This is a genomic window from Rhodococcus sp. 3258, from assembly GCF_031456475.1.
Lineage (GTDB): Bacteria > Actinomycetota > Actinomycetes > Mycobacteriales > Mycobacteriaceae > Rhodococcoides > Rhodococcoides fascians.
Genome location: NZ_JAVDUT010000001.1, coordinates 669,162 through 687,414, shown reverse-complemented (window position 1 = coordinate 687,414; position 18,253 = coordinate 669,162). Strand labels below are relative to the sequence as shown.

Here is an 18,253-nt window from a genome sequence, read left to right as displayed (position 1 = left end):
GAGCGGCTATGCTGTGCGCCGCGTGCTCTCCGTCACGTGGGGTAGTGCGGAGAAGTCCCGCAACACAGTCGTGTCGGGGGTATAAGTAGGGGAGTCAGCGATGTCAGGACGTCACAGCGGCAGTAGTCGCAGGTTCAGTCCTGTCGTGACCTGGGGTGCGGCCGCGCTGGCAGTAGTCGTGGTCGCGGCCGGTGGCTGGTTCGGCGTCCAGGCCGTACGCGCAGCGGGTTCGGACTCGTGCGAATCGCTGGACACGGTCTCGCTCGCGGTGGACACCTCGATCGCCGAACCGGTGCAGCAGATCCTGGCCCAGGCGGGCGAGGTGGACCGCGGCTGCGTCGACTTCGAGGTGCGGGCCGAGCGCCCCACCGACACGGCGACCGAGATCGCAGGTACCGACGAGAACCGCCCCGACCTCTGGATCCCGGACTCGACGTTGTGGCTGCTCAAGACTTTGCGTTCGACCGGAGCCCTGCCCGAACTCGCCAAGACGTCGGTGGCGAACACACTGCCCGTGCTGGTGTCGGCGTCCGACGGCGCCCCGGTGACCGACACCTGGCTCAGCGTGCTGCAGATGCCGGGCCAACGCATCGGCGATCCGCTCACCAGTAGTGCGTCCAACGCTGCGATCCTCGGTGCGCTGGCCGAGTCCGAGGTCGCGATCTCCGACGCCAAAGCCGTGTCCGCCGCTCTGGTGCCCATGGCACAGGACTTCGGCCGGATAGCCGACACGCCCCACGACACCCCGGACCTCGTCGCCCAGGTGGCGACCGAGGGCGGAACCAGCGTCGCCACCGAACAGGCCGTGCTGGCCTACGAGGCAGCGAACCCCGGATCGTCGCTCACCGAGTCGGTGCCGCCGACGGGCAGCTACTTCCTCAACTACCCCCTCGCCGTCACGGCTCCGGCCGGGCCGGAGTACGACCGCGTCAAGGCCGCCGGGGCCGCGTTGGCGTCGGTGCTGGCCTCGCAGTCGGCGACGGACACACTCGTTGCAGCCGGCTTCCGAACGTCGAGTGGAACCCCCTTGGCCGACGGCAGAGGCGTCGGCTCGGTCGCCGCGTTGGAAATCAAGAATCCGCTGTCGATCGAGACGACGCTGCGCGACTGGGCGGTGCTCGCGTTGCCGCTGCGGACCCTCGTCGTCGAGGACGTATCGGGTTCGATGGCGGCGAAATCCGGCGACTCCACCCGCATCGCGTTGACCGTCGATGCGTCGCTCGGTGCCAACGATCTGTTCAGCGACCAGACGCAGATGGGGCTGTGGGCCTTCTCCATCGGACTCGGTGGTGCAAAGCAGGATTACCGAGAACTGGTGCCGCTCGGCCCGGTGAGCAACACGTTTGACGGTAAGCCGCAGCGTCAGGCCATTCTCGATGCAGTCCGTGGGCTACCGGCTCTGGTCGGAGGCGGGACCGGACTCTACGACACCACTCTGGCAGCGTTCCGACGTGTCAAGGAGGGCTACGACCCCGATTACGTCAACAGCGTCATCATCCTCACCGACGGCGCGAACGAGGACAACGGCAGTATTTCCCTGGACCAGCTTCTCGCCGCCCTGCAGAAGGAGCAGGATCCGGTGCGTCCCATCGTGATCATCACGGTCGGCGTCACCAGTGATGCCGATCCGGTTGCGCTGCAGCAGATCTCCGCGGCCACCGGTGGTACGAGCTATGTCGCGGAGGATCCCCGCGATATCCCGGACGTGTTCGTCAAGGCGTTGAACTCACGCACCGAGCGTCTCGCGGGGGAGTAGCTCACCGCAGCAGGAAGCTGATCGCGATCGCGGCCGCGCAGGCCAGCGTCACCACCCCCAGAGTCGCCGCGTCCGAGGCCTTGAAACGTGCCTCGGTGGCGGTGATCATGCCGGTGCCCCCGCGTGCGGTGATGGCTTCACCCATCTCGTCCGCGCGCCTGATGGCCACCGACATCACCGTGGTCACGATGTCGACCAGCGAGTTGTCCGACGCACTGTTGACCACGGGTTTCGGGCGCAGCCGTCGGGCGGCGTTGAGGGTGCGCATCTCCTCGATGAGCAGTGGAAGCGACCGCAGGCTGAGCGCTACGGCGATCGCCCACTCGTCGACCGGCAGCTTCAGCTTCTTCAGCGGTGCACCGAGTTTCGACACCGCCGGAGCGATGTCGCTCATCGACGTCGTCCACCCGATCATCATCGATGCACCGAGCAGAACGAACACGAACAGCGTCGCACGGAAGTACAGCAGAACCGCTGCGCCGCCGATGGGCAGATTGATCAATGCTCCGACGCCGAAGAGTGCCCAGATCCACCACGGCGGGCGCGGTAGTGCTGTGATCGGAATATGGGCAATGGCAGCGGCGATGACCAGCAGTGCGAACACGATGCCGAGGGCAGGCCACGTCGGAGCCACGACGAGCGTGATGCTGAGCAGCAACACCACGATGAGCTTGGTGCCCGCCCACAGTCGATGAATGGGTGAGAACCGCGGAACCTGGCGCAGTACGACGGTCGTCACGAATGCACGCTCCCATGAATCGAATCGGAGACGATATGGCCGTCGGCCATCGTGATGGTTCGACTGCAGACGGCGTCCATACCGTCCACGTCGTGCGAGATGACCACGATCGATACGCCGCGCTCACGCAGGCCGGCGAGGACGCCGATGATGTCGTCGCGTCCGGGCGGGTCCAGTCCGGCCAGCGGCTCGTCGAGCACCAAGATGCGGGGTCGACGAGCGATCAGACCGGCCAGCACCACGCGTCGCATCTGCCCGCCGCTGAGCGAGTCGACGTCGCGTGCGGCCAGTGACCGGTCGAGGCCGACGGCATCCATCGCGGCCGACACTGTGGCAGAACCGGTTTCGGGCCCCGCGGCCGCGGCGATGTCCTCGGAGACGGTCCGCCGCTGCAACTGCAGCCGCGAATGCTGAAAGGCCAACCCGACGTCCCCGACTCGCGACGTCATCGCCTTGCCGTCGAGCTGCGCGACGCCGGTGGTGGGCCCGGTCAGCCCGGCCATGATCCACGCCAAAGTCGACTTGCCCGAACCGTTTCCGCCGAGAACGAGAACTCCCTCGCCTCGCTTGACGGTGATGTCGACGCCGTTCAACGCCGATTGTGCCCACGGGGTGCGCCTGTTGTAGACGTGCCGCACGTCGCGTAGTTCGAGCAGGCGCGGGCTCGAATTGTCGTGCAGAACAGCAGCGTTGCCGGTCCTGGTCTGCATCCACAGAGTGTCGTGCTCCACCTGCATGCCCTCGTGTAGATGTACGACGCGATCAGCGGCAACAGTTTCCGAGACATGATGGGTGACGAGTACGACCGACATCCCGTGCCGACGGGGCAGTGCCGCGAGTAGCGAGACCAGATGTTCCCGGCCCGAGGCGTCGATCATGGCGGTTGCCTCGTCGGCAATCAGTAGAGCGGGACGCCGAGCCAGGGCCGCGGCGACAGCGAGTCGCTGCATCTCGCCGCCGGAAAGCGAGGCCGTGTCGCGAGCACCCATGCCGCTCAACCCCACCTCGTCGAGCAGGGCGTCGACGTCGGGGCGAGAGTCGCCGGGTGGCAGTCCCCATACGACGTCGTCGGCGACGCGGGTACCGAGGATCTGACTTTCGGGTCGCTGCAACACCACTGCGGTGCCGCCGTACCGTCCGAGTCCGGTGGAGCCGGGACGAGTCACCGAGCCCTCGGAGGGTTCACGGCCTGCGAGAATTCGCGTCAGCGTGGATTTGCCGGATCCGTTGTGGCCGACGATCGCGACGAATTCTCCCGGTTCGATGTGCAGGTCGATACCGCTCAACGCTGCCGATCTGCTGCCGGGATACCGGTAGCCCACGGCGGTCAGGGTGACGGGCAGTGGCGCGATCTCGTCGTCGATGCCCGAGACGAACGGCTCCGGGGTGGGGATGGCCGAGAGGCGATCGAGGATGGCGGTGAGGATCAGCCACGCGAACAGCGTTCCAGTGACGATGCCGAATGCGATGGATCCGCCGACCCACCACCACCAGTTGTCGAGTACCGCTGTGCTGCTGCTGCGAATCACATCGGGGATGGCCTGCGGGGCGGATACGCGCTCGAACAGTCGGGAGATGCCTTCGATGGTGTTGCGGAGCGTCTCGAGAAACAGCTGCCGTAGCGGGACGAGGATCAGCAGCAACAGCACCGCGAGGGCTCCGAGTGCCGGTCCGACGATTGCCGACGTGACGAGCACGCCGAACAGGCCTTGTTTCCGGCGCTTCGCCCGGCCGACCAGACCGCCCAGCAATGCCGCACTGGCCACGGTGAGCGCCGTCTGAGTGCCGGCCGCGACGAATCCTACGAGTATGCCCGCCACCGCTGAGGTGACCAATGCTCGCGTGCGATAGCGCAGGGCCACCACCGACATGGGAATAGCGGCGACAACCTGCAGAATCGCTGCCATCGGCACCAGCACGCCGATCACCGTCAGCGCGACGGTGAAGCTGCTCATCACCGCAGCGGTCGCCAATTCTTGCGGACCGAGGGGCCCGGACTCGGGACGGTGGGCAGCGCTGACGGTCACCGCTCCAGTGTGCCAGCTCGACTGAGGCACACTGTCTGCGTGACTTCCGAGATCGCGACCCGCAGGCGACTTCATCCGGCATGGATCGTCGCCGCGGTGGCCTTCCTCGCTCTCGTCGGTGCGGCGGGGTTCCGGGCCGCACCGAGCGTGTTGATGGTGCCGCTGCAGGAAGAGTTCGGTTGGCCGCGGTCGATGCTGTCGCTGGCGGTGGGCGTCAACCTGGTGCTGTTCGGTCTGACGGCACCGTTCGCCGCGGCGTTGATGGAGCGTTTCGGGATCCGAGCTGTGACGTCGACGGCGTTGGTCGTCGTGGCCGCGGGCAGCGCTCTGAGTGTGTTCGTGACCCAGGCATGGCAGTTGGTGTTGACGTGGGGCGTCATGATCGGGTTGGGCACCGGGTCGATGGCTCTGGTGTTCGCGGCGGTGGTGACGAATCGATGGTTCGTACAGCGTCGCGGGCTCGTCTCGGGCGTGTTGACCGCGGGCAGCGCGACGGGGCAGTTGATCTTTCTGCCGTTGATCGCTCAGCTGGTCGACCGATCCGGTTGGCGCGCAGCGTCGTTCCTCATCGCCGGGGGCTCGCTGATCGTGGTGCCGTTCGTGTTGCGGTGGCTGCGCAACATGCCGGCCGATGTCGGCGTGACTCCGTACGGCGCACCCGCCGACTACGTCCCGCCGGCGGCGGTGTCGACCGTGAACCCCGCGCGCGCAGCGGTGCAGGCGCTACGCGACGCGAGCCGAGTACGAACCTTCTGGGCGTTGGTGCTCGGATTCGCGATCTGTGGCGCAACGACCAACGGGCTCATCGGAACTCACTTCATACCGTCTGCGCACGACCACGGAATGCACGAAACCACCGCAGCGGGTCTGCTGGCGGTGGTGGGAATCTTCGACATCGTCGGGACGATCGCATCGGGTTGGCTGACCGATCGGGTGAATCCGCGGTATCTGTTGGCGGCCTATTACGGCTTTCGCGGAATCTCGCTGCTGTTTCTGCCGTGGTTGCTGTCGGCGACCATCCAACCGTCGATCGTCATCTTCGTGGTGATCTACGGATTGGATTGGGTGGCAACGGTTCCGCCCACGATTGCTCTGTGCCGAGAGGTGTTCGGCGACAAGGGTTCTCTGGTGTTCGGGTGGGTCTTCGCCTCACACCAGATCGGAGCGGGCATCGCGTCCGTCGTCGCGGGCATTGTGCGTGACGCCACCGGCGCATACACGATGGCGTGGTTCGGCGCGGCCGGCTTGTGCGCGGTTGCTGCCGTCGTGAGCATCAGAACAGGAAAGCCCTCGTAGCGAGGGCTTTCCTGTTTCAGAGGTTCGGGTCAGCGGCTGCGCTGGCTCGTTGCCGGGCCCGCTGCGCGACGGCTGTGGCCGCCGCCACCGCTACGCGGCTGTCCACCACTGCGCGGCTGTCCACCACTGCGCGGCTGACCACCCGAGCGGGCCGGGCCGCCGCGTCGCGCGTTGTTGTTGCGCGGGGCTCCGGTGCGTGCCGGTGCCGGCTCTGCCTTCGATGCAGGCTCGACGTAACGGGCCTGCTCGCCGACGAGGTTCGCCACTGCAGGCGAGTCGGCGGTGACGCGGATCGGGGTGACCTTGATGTCGGCCTTGCGCAGCAGAACTGCGGTGTCCTTGCGCTGCTCGGGCAGAACCACGGTCACGACGTCGCCTGCGCTGCCGGCGCGCGCGGTGCGGCCGGAGCGGTGCAGGTAAGCCTTGTGCTCGGCTGGGGGATCGACGTGGACGACGAGCTGAACGTCGTCGACGTGGACGCCGCGGGCTGCGACGTCGGTGGCGACGAGCACGCGGGCCTGGCCGGAGGAGAAGGCCGCGAGGTTGCGGTCACGTGCGGCCTGCGAGAGGTTGCCGTGCAGGTCGACGGACGGGATTCCGGCGTCGGTGAGCTGCTTGGCGAGCTTGCGGGCCTGGTGCTTGGTGCGCATGAACAGGATGCGGCGTCCGGTGCCGGAGGCGAGCTGGTGAACCAGCTTCTTCTTGGCTTCGACGCCGTCGACCTCGAACACGCTGTGAGTCATGGCCTCGACGTGTGAAGTGGCCTCGTCGACGGAGTGCGTGATCTGGTTGTGCAGGAAGCGCTTGACCAGTTTGTCGACACCGTTGTCCAGCGTCGCCGAGAACAGCATGCGCTGACCCTTGTCGGGGGTGGCGGCGAGGATCCGGGTGACGACGGGCAAGAAGCCGAGGTCGGCCATGTGGTCGGCCTCGTCGAGGACGGTGATCTGTACGCCGTCGAGGGTCAGGTGGCGCTGCTTCATGAGGTCTTCGAGGCGTCCGGGGCAGGCGACGACGATGTCGACACCCGACTTGAGTGCGGACACCTGACGGACCTGCGAGACACCACCGAAGATCGTCGTGACCTTCAACGAGTATGCGGCGGCGAGGGGTTCGATCGCGACGGCGATCTGGGTGGCGAGCTCACGCGTCGGCGCAAGGATCAGTCCGCGCGGGCGGCCGGGCTTGCGGTTGCCGGGGAGTTGGCCGGCGAGGCGCGCGACCATGGGGATGGAAAATGCGAGTGTCTTTCCGCTGCCGGTCTTTCCGCGTCCGAGTACGTCGCGTCCCTGCAGTGTGTCGGGGAGCGTGTCGGCCTGGATGGGGAAGGCCTCGGTCTTGCCCTGGCTCGCGAGTACGTCTGCGATGGCCTGGGGTACTCCGAGTGCAGCAAAAGTCTGTGGGGTCGTCATTGTGATGAAAAGTGCCTTTCGGGCAGGGTGTTGCACCTGCGGGCCTTCGGGCCGAGATGCAAGGTGGCGAGACTGCCGGTGGGCAGTTTCGATCGCCGTAAGAGAAGCCTGTGCGGGGTGCACATGGTGATTCGGGAGCATTCCACGACGTCTGACGTGCAGTTACGCGCGTCGATACCGAGTGTAACCGAGTGCGGACCCGATCTCTTCCCGCGGTCGACGGTCACGCGGCGTCGGAGCCGAACAGTCCGTCGATGTAGACGTTCTCCGCCGGCGAGCTGTAGAGCTCGACCACCGGCATCGGCGGCGCGCTCGAATCGTACGTGTGCCCGGTGGGTGAGATGAGCCTGTACCGATGTCGCGCGTTCCGTTTGTCTCGTAGTGCTTCGGCCGTCCAGCCTTCGCCTTCTTTCGCGTAATTGCATGCGGCACAAAGACCTGCGCCGTTTTCGGCGCTTGTCGCTCCGCCCGCGGTGTGTGCGGTGATGTGGTCGTGGTGCCGGATGGGCGCGTCGCACCACGGGGTGCGGCACGTGCGATCGCGGAGATCGATGAGGCGTCCCAATGCGGTGGGAAATGCGCGGGATGTGGATTCGACGGCTGTCAGTGCGCCGGTTTTCGGGTGGGCATAGAGGCGACGTAATGCGACGCGCGTCTCATTGCCCTGTGCGCCGTCGAGTGCGTCGCGCACGAGTTGGCGTGCGACGTCCGACGGGATGTCGCCGTAGCCGTGCAGATATGCGGACGTGTCGCCACCGGCGAGCAGGGTCGAATCCGAGATGACGATGTCGACGGTGACCGGTGGACCTTGAGCGGCCGATGCGCCGGTGACTCTCTCGAACACCAGGTCGGCCATGATCTGGTCGCGGCTGCGTGTGTCGCCACCTGCGTTGATGACGGTGTCGGCGTCGCGCCGCAGGGTCGCCCACATGCAGACGGTCTTCTCCATCGAGGTGAGCGCGGTGAAGAATCCCATCAATTCGGGTGCGGGGCGCGTACTGACTCGGCGTGCGGCGTATGCCTTTGCGCGTCGCTTGACCTGGGAGGCGGCGTCCAGTTCGTTGGCGAGTGCGCGGGCGCGACCCTCGATGGTGCGATCTCCTGCACCGGCGAGGGTGGCGGGGTCTGCGCACAGGCGTTCATCGATGGTTCGGCGATCGTCGACGGTGAGACACGCGGTTTCGCGGGCGAGAATCATGACGCGCCACTCGTTGAGTTCGCCGGCTTTCAGGCGGGCCAGGGTGTGTGGCATTTCGTGAACGAGCGCACGAGCAAGCCCGAGATGAGTGCCGCCGCGGTTGGGTGACTCTCGTCGAGCCAGGCCGATCTGCGACGCAATTCCTTTGCGCCACTGGGCTTTCGGCTTGCCACGTTCACGACGTTCGGTGCTGATCACGGTTGCAACGGCATCGGTCACGACGGCTTGGGTTGCCACGCTGACGCATTTGACGGTTTCGAGAGCAGAGATGAGATCGATGCCTGCTGCTGCGTCGACGACTATGTCGGACGCCTGAAGACGCGCAACGAACCTCAACACCTCAGCGGATGTGAGCGGTGATTCTGGTATAGCTGTGACCACGAGTTCCTCCCCAGTACTCGAATGCATGTTCGAATGTACGCCGGTTCGGGAGGTAGTGCAACAGGGCGGGGTGTGAAATCTGAGAGTGCGCGCCGAAAAGCGATGCTGGTGCCCTCGGCAGGATTCGAACCTGCGACCTACCCTTTAGGAGAGGGTTGCTCTATCCCCTGAGCTACGAAGGCTGGTGATCGAATGAGTGCTCCAAAGTCCCTGTGCGGCAAGGTCTTTCGATCAGTCGAACAATCGGGTTGCGGGTGGGTCGCTGTCGTACTGCACAGCGGGCCCACATCGCGGTCGTCAGTCTAGCGGTCCGCACCGCAGATCGTGAAGCAGGTTCGCGCTGCTGGTCACTACACCGGTCAGTGATGCGATCAGATTCAGGGCGGTGCGGTGCTGGTGGGCGGTGTAATCGGCGACCGATTCGATGCCGACGAAGCACTGAATGTCGCGGGCAAAAGCGTCGAACGTCGTCGCGAGAATTCCCGCCGAGGCGAAGACACCCACAATGACCAGCTGGTCACGGCCTCGTCGGCGTAGTTCGACCTCGAGATCGGACGCGTAGAACGCGCTGTAGCTGCGCTTCGCGATCGGAACGAAGTCCGATTCGGTGACCGCCACGTCCTCGGCAGACGGGCCCAACCCCCACATCGGCCCCAGCAGTCCACGCTGTTCGATCGCCTCAGCCGCCCGCGGACCGCTCGCCAGAATCGGCACTCCGGCAGACCTGGCGCACGCGAGCACCGCCGACGCTTCTGCGGCCACCCGCGCACGAACCGAGGAGTGCAGCACGTTCAGGTAGTACGGCTGCATGTCGTGGACCAGAAGTGCCGCGCGCTCGGGCCGCAACTCCCACTCGGGACCACCCACACAGTCGCGCAGAGTCTCGACCGCGTACTTCTCTACTTCGACGCTGAATGTGGCCACGTCGGTCATCCTCGTACAAACGCGCGCGCATTTGCCAGACGCGCGCAGAGTCGTCAGCCGCTGGCTGTCTATTTCGCTCGCACCTGACAAACGCGCGCGCGTTTGCGGATCCCTAGGCCCCAGCATCGCAGAACGAGCCCGATCCCCACCACTCAATCCGCGGCAATAGCATCCACGATGTTCAGGCGTGATGCGTGTACCGCAGGCGGAGCCGATCCCAGTAGTGAGAGGCCCAACGCGACGAGTCCGTACAACAGCACCGTCCAACTGGCGTTGTACTGCACGGGAATTCCGATGCTGGCACCGAGGATCAGTGTGCTCAGGTATTGCAGGCCGGCACCGATGATGAGGCCGAGCACACCGCCGACGATGCCCACAGACAGTGCCTCTGCGAGCACCATGCGTGCCAGGGTTCCTCGGCCGCCGCCCATGGCGCGCAGTACTCCGAGCTCACGTCGACGTTCGAGTACCGACAGCGTCAACGTGTTGAGCAGAGCGACGGCAGCGACCAGTGCGACGATCCACTGCAGTGCGATGGCCAGCGCACCGGATTGGCGGATGGCCGCGCTGGTGCCCTCGAGTGCCGCGGCGCCCGTGTACACGAATGCCTCGGGCGGCAGAGTCGATCGCAGCGAATCCTGCACGGCGGCAACGTCTCCGTCGACGGTGATCTCGAGGTACGTCGCACCCGGGCGGTCGTAGAAGCGCTGCATCGATTCCAGTGAGATCGCCATCGTGCCGCCTGCGGCGTTGATGTAGTCCACGAGATCGAGCACGCGTACGTTCTGCACTCCGGTCGGCGTCGGCAGATCGATGGAGTCTCCCGCCGTCACTCCCAGCGTCGTACCGAGCGCCTTCGAGAGCACCACGCCGTCGCCCGCGAGCAACCCGGCGCGTACGTCTGCGGGGAGCGAGGCCAGCGTCACCGCGTTGCTTCCGTCGGCGACGCCTTGGATGGAGACCAGCTCGTTGTCGATGGTCGCGTAGGCCCACTGCCCTTCGACGACGCGGGAGACGCCGGACGTCGCCCGCACGGCCTCGTCGACCGCGGCGGGAACGATCGGGCCCGACGGTATCGCGTCGGGTGAGCTCATCGATACGTACAGGTCCGTGTCGGCGAGCGAAGACAGTGATTCGGCGGCGGAGTCGGTCATGTTCGTCAACGAACCAGACACTCCCACACTGACTCCCACGGCGATGACGATGGTCATCACCGTCGCCCAGATGCGCCGCGGAGCGCGTTCGATGGTTGCGGTGGCAAGGCGTCCGGCACCACCCCATCGGCGGGGCACAGCGCCGGTGGCCCAGACGATCGGCCCGGTTCCGCCGACGCACAGTGCGACGACGCCGAACATGAACAGGGCACCGGCACCGAGGGTCAGTTGCCCGTCGACGTTGACGGCGAACACGAACGATCCGGCGATGGCGAACAGACCGAATACGGTGGCGGCCAACGTGAACGACAGCTTCGGACCGCCGGACGTTTCTCCGCCGCCGACCGCCAATGCTTCGATCGGCGAGATGCGATACACCTGCACGGCAGCCAGAGCGGACGCGCCGACGCAGGCCAGCACGCAGGCCACGATCGCGACGGGAATGGCGAAGCTCGGCAACACGTATTCGATTCGCGCATCGAATGCTTGCGACAGGAACGGCGGCAGGCTCTCGATGGCGATGCGGCCCATGATGATTCCGAGAGGTACCCCGACGGCACCGCCGACGAGACCCACCAGTACCGACTCGAACAACAGGTCGCGGACGATGTCCGCGCGCCGACCGCCGACCGCTCGGAGCAGGGAGATGGTGGGGCGACGCTTGGCGATGGCCATGTTCATGACGTTGAACACCAGGAACGCCGCGACGACGAACGCGATGAGGGAGACCATCAGCGTCGCATTGCGCGTCAGACTCATGGCCTGATCGGCTCTGTCGGCCCGGAATTCCGGATTCATCACCGAGACTCGGCCGGCCAACGCTGCGTCCAGGTCGGACCGTAGCGAATCCCCGCCACCGAGAACGAAGATGGAATCGAGCTGACCCGGACGGTCGGTCAACGCCTGCGCGGTGGGCAGCAACGTGACCGCGAACATGCCCCCACCGATGCGCTGCGTACCAGGGCCGTCGATCACGCCCACCACCGCAGTGGGTCGGTCGGCGATCGTGACCGTGTCACCCTGCGTCAATCCCGTTGCTGCTCCGACCAATACGCCCGACGGGTCGGACAGCAGACCCGCTGCGTTGCCCACGGCACCTTGCAGATCGGACTGCAGTGCCGTGATCGATGAATCGAAACCCAGTACCGTCAGCTCGCCGACATCGGATCGCACGATGGTGCGGAGCAGGGGTACCGCCGCATCGACGCCCGCAACACCGCGTACGACGTCGAGTTCGTTCTGGTCGAATCCGGAATCGGTCACGCCGACCACTTCGTACTGCGCGTTGCCTGCGATCGACACCGCCAGACGTTCGACTGATCCGGTCAGCGATCCGTAGGTGCCGAGGACGGCGATGAGCAAACCCGCGGCGACGGCCACGACTCCCGCCGAGACCAGCGAACGCACCCAGTGCATTCGGAGGTCTCGGAGGCTGATGACGCGAAATCTGCTGAGCGCGGTACCGATCACCGAGGTGTACCAGCGGTGTCGGTGTCGACGCGGCCGTCGATCATGCTGACGACGCGATCGGTCGATCGAGCCGCCTCGAGATCGTGGGTTGCCATCACCACTGCCCGACGTCCCTCGCTGCCGTGGGCGACGTCGGCAAGAATCTCGAGGACGTTGTGGGAGGTCTTGGAATCGAGGTTGCCCGTCGGTTCGTCGGCTATCAGCAGCGCCGGGTCCATCATCAGGGCTCGGGCTATGGCGATGCGTTGAATCTGACCGCCCGACAGTTGCGCCGGGCGGTGTTCGGATCGCTGCGCCAACCCCACCATGTCCAACAGCCGCATTGCGTCGGCTTTCGCCTTCTTGATGGGGGTGCCGTCGAGCAGCTTCGGAACGGCGACGTTCTCCCACGCCGACATGGTCGGGAGCAGGTTGAAGAACTGGAAGACGAAGCCCACCTGGTGGCGTCGGAAATCGGACTGGGCGTTGTCGTCGAGGGTGGTGACCTCGACGTCGTTGAATCGGATGGACCCGGCCGTCGGGGTGTCCAGCGCGCCGAGCATGTGCAGCAGTGTCGACTTACCTGCTCCGGACGGCGCGACCAGCGACACGAACTGACCACCGTCGATCGTGAGATCGATGCCGTCCAACGCACGGACCGGTTGTTCGCCGGTGGGGTACTCCTTGACCACGCCGGACAACTGGAGCTTCAACTTCGTCATGCATGATCCCCTGCTTCTCGAATACTTCCGACGCTACCTGCCGTCGGGTCGAGAAACCGGTCGGAGTTCTCAGATCACGCTGCGCCGCGCGAGGATTCGAGCCGTCTGGCCACCAGTGCCGCCTGGAGGTGGCGGATACCGGAGGGACGAGTCGGGTCGAACCCGGTCAGTTGTGCGATTCGCTTGAGGCGATAGTCGACGGTGTTGGTGTGCAGATGGAGTTGCCGGGCGGAGCGCTGACGGTTGAGGTCGTGCGAAATGTGGATCTCGAGGGTCTCGAGCAATTCGGGTGACGAATCGAGTGGCTCGAGGATCTGGGTGAGGTGGCGTCGACCCGGTCCGGGACGAGTGAGCTGGTACTCGAGCACCAGGTCGTCCATCCGGTACAACCCGGACGGGCGGTGCAGCTGATGAGCCAGGGACAGCAGTTCGTGGACCTGGTCTGCGGCGGTGGGAATGTCGGCTGTCGCAGCCTGCTCGGCGGTCGCGGTGACGGGGACCTCTGCGGCGGTACCGATGCGGTGCACCAGCGCCTCGACCCACTCGTCGTCGTGGACGCCGGGGATCAGGACGGTTCCGCCCTCGGTGCTGAGCAGCGACAGGGGAGTGCGTCCGCACACGGTGGCCAATTCGGCCTGCACGCGACGCAGTTTGCGTCGTGCAGCCACCGTCTTCTGGATGTTGGGGTCGTTCTCGTCGGGGTGCGGCGGTACCGACAGTGCGAGCACGAGGTAACTGTCGGCGAGTTCGATGCCCGACTGGCGGGCCATCGAGACGGCGTTGTGTCCGCTCAGCAACGAGGTGACCAGCGTGTGCGCGGCTGTGTGATGCTCGCTCGCCACTGCCTGAAGCTCTTCGACGTAGCTCTTGCTGGCCGCGATCGAGACCTTCTCCGACAGCAGCACGAACATGCGTGCAGCCTCGATCAACTGGGCGGCGTCGCCTTCTCCTGCCCGCTTGGACACCAGATTCCAACCGATCTGAATGCCCTCGTGGTAGACGCTGAGGACGGACTCGAGCGGGACACCCTCACGAGCCCATTGACTGGCCTTGGCGCGCAGTTCGGCCAAGTCGGACTCGGCAGGTGCGCGGCGCTCGTCGAGCATCTGCACGGCGATGCTGATGCACTTGACGGTGAATTCGGTGACGTCTCCGTGGAGTTGTTCACCGGGAAGTGAACCGCAGGGAGTATTGGCGGCGAAGTGGCCTACCAGGAGGCGCGCCACTGCGCGAAAATCGCGAAGGGGAGCCGAAGCAGGCTGCCCTGCGACCATGATTCCGAGGCCAGTCGAGTTGTGAACGGTCACAGATCAACCCTTCGTGTTGGATTCTTCAGGTTTTGAGAGAGCTAACGTACTCACGCGTAGAAACGCGCTTCCTGTCGTGAATCTATGCAACTTCAGCCGAAATGGCAGGTTTTTCAAACTTTGAGTTTGTTTCCTGGCCTCTAACAGGATCGATCATAGGTTGTTATCTACGTGTGATCCATGGTTTCGGCAAAACTCGTTGTGATTTATCTCGAGCGGGCCACGAGAGGCCTTGCGACTTGCCCTAAACAATGCAGAAGGCGGTCCCATCGCCTGCGCTGCGCGCCTACTTTGATCTCGGATCGGTCCGGACGAGCGGGGTGAGAGGACGAGTATGCGCAGCGACATCGGGCAGTTCACGGTTCTACGGGAACTGCAGCCGACGATCGACGACAACCTCGCGCGCCACCGCTCGACAGCTGTCTCCTGGCAGCCCACGGATTTCGTCCGGACCGAGATGTACTGGGGAACGCGTACGTCACCGCTGACCGAAGCCGCCAAGGCTGCACTGGTCACCGATCTCCTCACCGAGCAGAACATTCCGCTGTATCGGTGCGAGGTCGCGGCGTCGGGTACCGGCTCATGGCCTGCCTGGCTCGCCGAGTGGAGCGCCGAGCGCACCCGGCATGCTGCAGCCGTCACCGACTATTTGGTCGCCACGCGCAGCGTCGATCCGACGGCACTCGGTCGAGCTCGCGCACAGTGCAAGACGGTGGGATTCGACTCCCCGATGAACGGCGCTCACCTCCTTCGTTCTCTGGCGCAGGTGACCCTCGACGAAACGATCAGTAGCGTCTGCCATACGAATACCGCGCACCAGTGCCACGATCCGGTTGCCGATCGCTTGCTCGGCCGGATAGTCGACGACCAGAACCTGCACGTCACCTTCTTTGCGAATCTGGTGTCGGCAGCGCTCGACGTCGCCCCCGCTCCGACTGTCACGGCAATCACCGAAGTAGTCATGAACGCGCAGTTGCCGGGTACCAACCTGCCCGGCTTCGGTCGGAGCGCCATGCTCATCGAGCGGGACGGGATCTTCGATCTTCGACGTCATCTCGACGAGGTGCTGCTGCCGACGCTCGCTCGGTGGCGCGTCTTCGAGCGGACCGACCTGGGCGTCGGTGTCCGCAGCCGCGACCAATTGGCCGACTACCTGGTCCATCTCGACACCCGGGCCGCGGCAGCCGAGGCGAACCGCACCCGAACTCCGGGGTACGCAGACGCGCTGCGCGCCAGCTGACGTGAGTGCATCACGCCTTCGGCGACCATTCATCGACTAGCCTGAACCCCTGTTCGTCATTCACCGAGCCAGCGGGCTCGGGGCTACTACCGGAGGCCGGCACGTGACAGGGCATCGACCGATCATCGTCGGCATCGACGGTTCCGCTGCGGCCGACAAGGCTGTGATCTGGGCGGCCCTGTGCGCTCGGCGACGGGATCGGCGATTGCACATCGTGACGGCCGTCGACATGCCGGGGGTTGTCGATCTGAGCGAATTCGCAGGCGAGGCAACGGAATTCGTCGCCACGGCTAAATCCCGGCTCGCAGCCGCGGAAACGCTGGCCGTGTCGGTCGTCGACGACCCGACGTTCGAGGTGACCTCGAGTGCCGTCGAAGGCGGCGTGATGGACGTACTCATCGGCGTGTCGGCCCAAGCCGAGCTCCTGGTGATCGGAGCGAGCGAAACGGGCGCTGTCACACTCTCTCTGGCCGCCCACAGCGTGTCACCCGTCGCCGTCGTACGCGGCCGGGACATCGACGGCCGTCCCGTCGCCGAGGGCCCGGTCGTCGTCGGCGTGGACGGATCCGACGTCAATCAGGCAGCGGTGGAGTGGGCGTTCGTCGAGGCCTCGGCACGTGATGCTCCGTTGATCGCGGTACACGTGTGGTCCGACGTGGATCTGACGCGCTCGTTCGGTCGCGCGCCTGCGGATTGGCAGGCCATCGCCGACACCGAGGAAGCGTTGCTGGCGGAAAGTCTCGCCGGGTGGCAAGAGCGGTTCCCGGAGGTCGACGTCCAACGCGTCGTCGCCCAGGATCGCCCCGTTCGAGTGCTCAGCGGACTGTCCGAAACGGCAGCGGTGATCGTGGTGGGTAACCGGGGGCGCGGCGGATTCGGAGGAATGCTGCTCGGGTCGACGAGCTTCGCTCTGGTCAACACCGCAGATTGCCCGGTGTTGGTCGTCAGGAAAGCGGTTACATAGCGACGGTCAGCAAGAAGCTGACGTCTTCGAGCGCCTCGACGCTGTGCCGTGCGTCGGGGATGACGAGGAGATCGCCGGTCGAGCCTTTCCAGGTCTTCTCACCGCTGATCAGCTCCAACTTGCCGCTGAGGACGAGGACGGTCGACTCACCGCTGAGATCGTGTTCGGCCAGCTTGTTACCTGCGGCCAGCGCCACGACGGTCTGCCTCAATTTGCGACTGTGGCCGCCGTACACCGTCTGCGAACTGCGGCCACTCGACGCGCCGACTGCGAGCTTGAGTTGCTGACGGGCAAGTGCGGTGAGTGACTTCTTGTCCATAGCCGCCAGTATGACGCACCACCCGCAGCCGCGATGGGGGAATCATGAACGCGCTCAAACAGTTTGGGTAGGCTTCCCGTACTCCACATATCTGAACTGCCTACCGTCCACTCTGCTGGTGAGCCAGTCGCCCGTCTTCTTGATCCAATCGCCTTCCACCGTTGGCGCATCCGTATCGCCCGGTACCTCGACATCGATCTCGGTCACATGCAGGGTTGTGGCGAATGGCATTGCCGATCGGTAGATTTCACCGCCGCCGATGATCCACACGGTCTCGCCTCCGACCAGGGCCAGGGCTTCGTCCACCCCGCCACAGGTCTCGGCACCGGGTGCCTCGAGTGAGCGGTTGCGGGTGACCACGATATTGCGACGGCCCGGAAGCGGTCTGAATCTTGCGGGCAGAGACTCCCAGGTTTTGCGTCCCATGATGACCGGGTGATTCATCGTCACGGCTTTGAACCGGGCCATGTCCTCCGGTACTTCCCACGGAATCCTGCCGGCTTCGCCGATTTTGAGGTTGGAACTCTGCGCCCAGATCAGGCCGACTTCTCTCGATGCACTCACACCGCTACCGGGGCCTTGATTGCAGGGTGGTGCTGATAGTCGACGATCTCGACGTCGTCGAAGGTGTAGTCGAAGATCGAATCTCGCTGTGCCAGTTTCAGAGTCGGGTAGGGGTACGCCTCGCGGGAGAGCTGCTCGGCAACCTGGTCGCGGTGGTTGTCGTAGATGTGGCAGTCGCCCCCGGTCCACACGAACTCGCCTACGTCGAGGCCGGTCTGTGCGGCGACCATGTGGGTGAGCAGCGCGTAGCTGGCGATGTTGAAGGGCACGCCGAGGAACATGTCTGCGCTGCGTTGATACAGCTGGCACGAGAGCTTGCCGTCGGCGACATAGAACTGGAAGAACGCATGGCACGGCGGCAGGGCCATCTGCGGGATTTCGCCGACGTTCCACGCCGAGACGATCATTCGCCGCGAATCCGGATCGGTCTTCAGAGTCTCGATGACCTGGCTGATCTGGTCGATGTGCTCGCCCGACGGGGTCGGCCACGAACGCCACTGCACTCCGTAGACGGGGCCGAGTTCGCCGTCCGGCGCTGCCCACTCGTCCCAGATGCTGACGCCGTGTTCCTGCAGCCACGTGACATTGGAGTCTCCGCGCAGAAACCACAGCAGTTCGTAGACGATCGACTTGAGATGGACCTTCTTGGTGGTGATCAACGGGAAGCCCGCGGCCAGATCGAAGCGCATCTGATGCCCGAACACGCTGGTCGTCCCGGTTCCCGTCCGGTCGGATTTGGCTGTACCGGTGTCGAGGATGCGGCGCAGCAGATCTTCGTACGGAGTCGGAACCATCACGACG

General features: G+C 65.2%; 15 protein-coding genes and 1 tRNA gene. 4 read left to right on the top strand and 12 right to left on the bottom strand.

Annotation, left to right across the window (positions count from 1 at the left end):
• Positions 1-145: 145 nt before the first annotated feature.
• Complete coding sequence (locus tag J2X62_RS03135; RefSeq protein WP_310177438.1) at positions 146-1,756, top strand: VWA domain-containing protein; 1,611 nt, start codon at positions 146-148, stop codon at positions 1,754-1,756.
• Position 1,757: 1 nt separating this feature from the next.
• Here J2X62_RS03135 and J2X62_RS03130 read toward each other — a convergent pair whose 3' ends face one another.
• Positions 1,758-2,495, bottom strand: coding sequence for an energy-coupling factor transporter transmembrane protein EcfT (locus J2X62_RS03130; protein WP_310177435.1), 738 nt, complete (start codon positions 2,493-2,495; stop codon positions 1,758-1,760).
• Entirely contained in the window at positions 2,492-4,522 is a 2,031-nt protein-coding gene (locus J2X62_RS03125; protein ID WP_255175854.1) for a DUF2232 domain-containing protein, read from the bottom strand. The genes J2X62_RS03130 and J2X62_RS03125 overlap by 4 nt, the downstream gene beginning before the upstream one ends.
• Before the next feature lie 39 nt (positions 4,523-4,561).
• On the opposite strand from J2X62_RS03125, the gene J2X62_RS03120 reads away from it, so the two are divergent.
• On the top strand, positions 4,562-5,818 hold the full coding sequence (locus tag J2X62_RS03120) for an MFS transporter (protein WP_032365954.1): 1,257 nt from the start codon (positions 4,562-4,564) through the stop codon (positions 5,816-5,818).
• A gap of 29 nt (positions 5,819-5,847) precedes the next feature.
• On the opposite strand, the gene J2X62_RS03115 is transcribed toward J2X62_RS03120, so the two are convergent.
• From J2X62_RS03115 to J2X62_RS03085, 7 genes are all read right to left on the bottom strand, one after another.
• Positions 5,848-7,230 carry a DEAD/DEAH box helicase gene (locus J2X62_RS03115; RefSeq protein WP_310177429.1) on the bottom strand — a complete coding sequence of 461 codons (1,383 nt, stop codon included), beginning with the start codon at positions 7,228-7,230 and terminating at the stop codon, positions 5,848-5,850.
• A 223-nt stretch (positions 7,231-7,453) separates the two neighbouring features.
• Entirely contained in the window at positions 7,454-8,809 is a 1,356-nt protein-coding gene (locus J2X62_RS03110; protein WP_310177427.1) for an HNH endonuclease, read from the bottom strand.
• Positions 8,810-8,915: 106 nt separating this feature from the next.
• A tRNA-Arg gene (locus tag J2X62_RS03105) sits at positions 8,916-8,991 on the bottom strand.
• Positions 8,992-9,106: 115 nt separating this feature from the next.
• Positions 9,107-9,733 (bottom strand): isochorismatase family protein, encoded by a 627-nt coding sequence (locus tag J2X62_RS03100; protein WP_162182896.1) that lies wholly within the window; start codon positions 9,731-9,733, stop codon positions 9,107-9,109.
• A gap of 152 nt (positions 9,734-9,885) precedes the next feature.
• On the bottom strand, positions 9,886-12,357 hold the full coding sequence (locus J2X62_RS03095) for an FtsX-like permease family protein (RefSeq protein ID WP_310177424.1): 2,472 nt from the start codon (positions 12,355-12,357) through the stop codon (positions 9,886-9,888).
• Positions 12,354-13,058, bottom strand: a complete 705-nt coding sequence (locus J2X62_RS03090; RefSeq protein WP_176456678.1) for an ABC transporter ATP-binding protein — start codon at positions 13,056-13,058, stop codon at positions 12,354-12,356. The genes J2X62_RS03095 and J2X62_RS03090 overlap by 4 nt, the downstream gene beginning before the upstream one ends.
• Positions 13,059-13,132: 74 nt before the next feature.
• The gene (locus J2X62_RS03085; protein WP_027495984.1) at positions 13,133-14,365 is read right to left on the bottom strand and encodes a CdaR family transcriptional regulator; all 1,233 of its coding nucleotides are present in this window, start codon (positions 14,363-14,365) and stop codon (positions 13,133-13,135) included.
• 334 nt (positions 14,366-14,699) lie between these two features.
• On the opposite strand from J2X62_RS03085, the gene J2X62_RS03080 reads away from it, so the two are divergent.
• Positions 14,700-15,605, top strand: a complete 906-nt coding sequence (locus J2X62_RS03080) for an acyl-ACP desaturase (RefSeq protein ID WP_032365952.1) — start codon at positions 14,700-14,702, stop codon at positions 15,603-15,605.
• A gap of 103 nt (positions 15,606-15,708) precedes the next feature.
• Positions 15,709-16,569, top strand: a complete 861-nt coding sequence (locus tag J2X62_RS03075; protein WP_032365951.1) for a universal stress protein — start codon at positions 15,709-15,711, stop codon at positions 16,567-16,569.
• Here J2X62_RS03075 and J2X62_RS03070 read toward each other — a convergent pair.
• Genes J2X62_RS03070 through J2X62_RS03060 form a run of 3 tightly spaced genes read right to left on the bottom strand, consistent with a single transcriptional unit; the run spans position 16,562 to position 18,249 of the window.
• A complete protein-coding gene (locus tag J2X62_RS03070; protein WP_027495987.1) occupies positions 16,562-16,888 on the bottom strand; it encodes a cupin domain-containing protein in 327 nt (108 codons plus the stop codon). The two genes, J2X62_RS03075 and J2X62_RS03070, sit on opposite strands and share 8 nt — an antisense overlap.
• Positions 16,889-16,942: 54 nt before the next feature.
• Positions 16,943-17,452: a dihydrofolate reductase gene (locus J2X62_RS03065; protein ID WP_032365950.1), complete on the bottom strand. Its 510-nt coding sequence runs from the start codon at positions 17,450-17,452 to the stop codon at positions 16,943-16,945.
• Positions 17,449-18,249: a thymidylate synthase gene (locus tag J2X62_RS03060; protein WP_027495989.1), complete on the bottom strand. Its 801-nt coding sequence runs from the start codon at positions 18,247-18,249 to the stop codon at positions 17,449-17,451. The genes J2X62_RS03065 and J2X62_RS03060 overlap by 4 nt, the downstream gene beginning before the upstream one ends.
• Between the last annotated feature and the right edge of the window lie 4 nt (positions 18,250-18,253).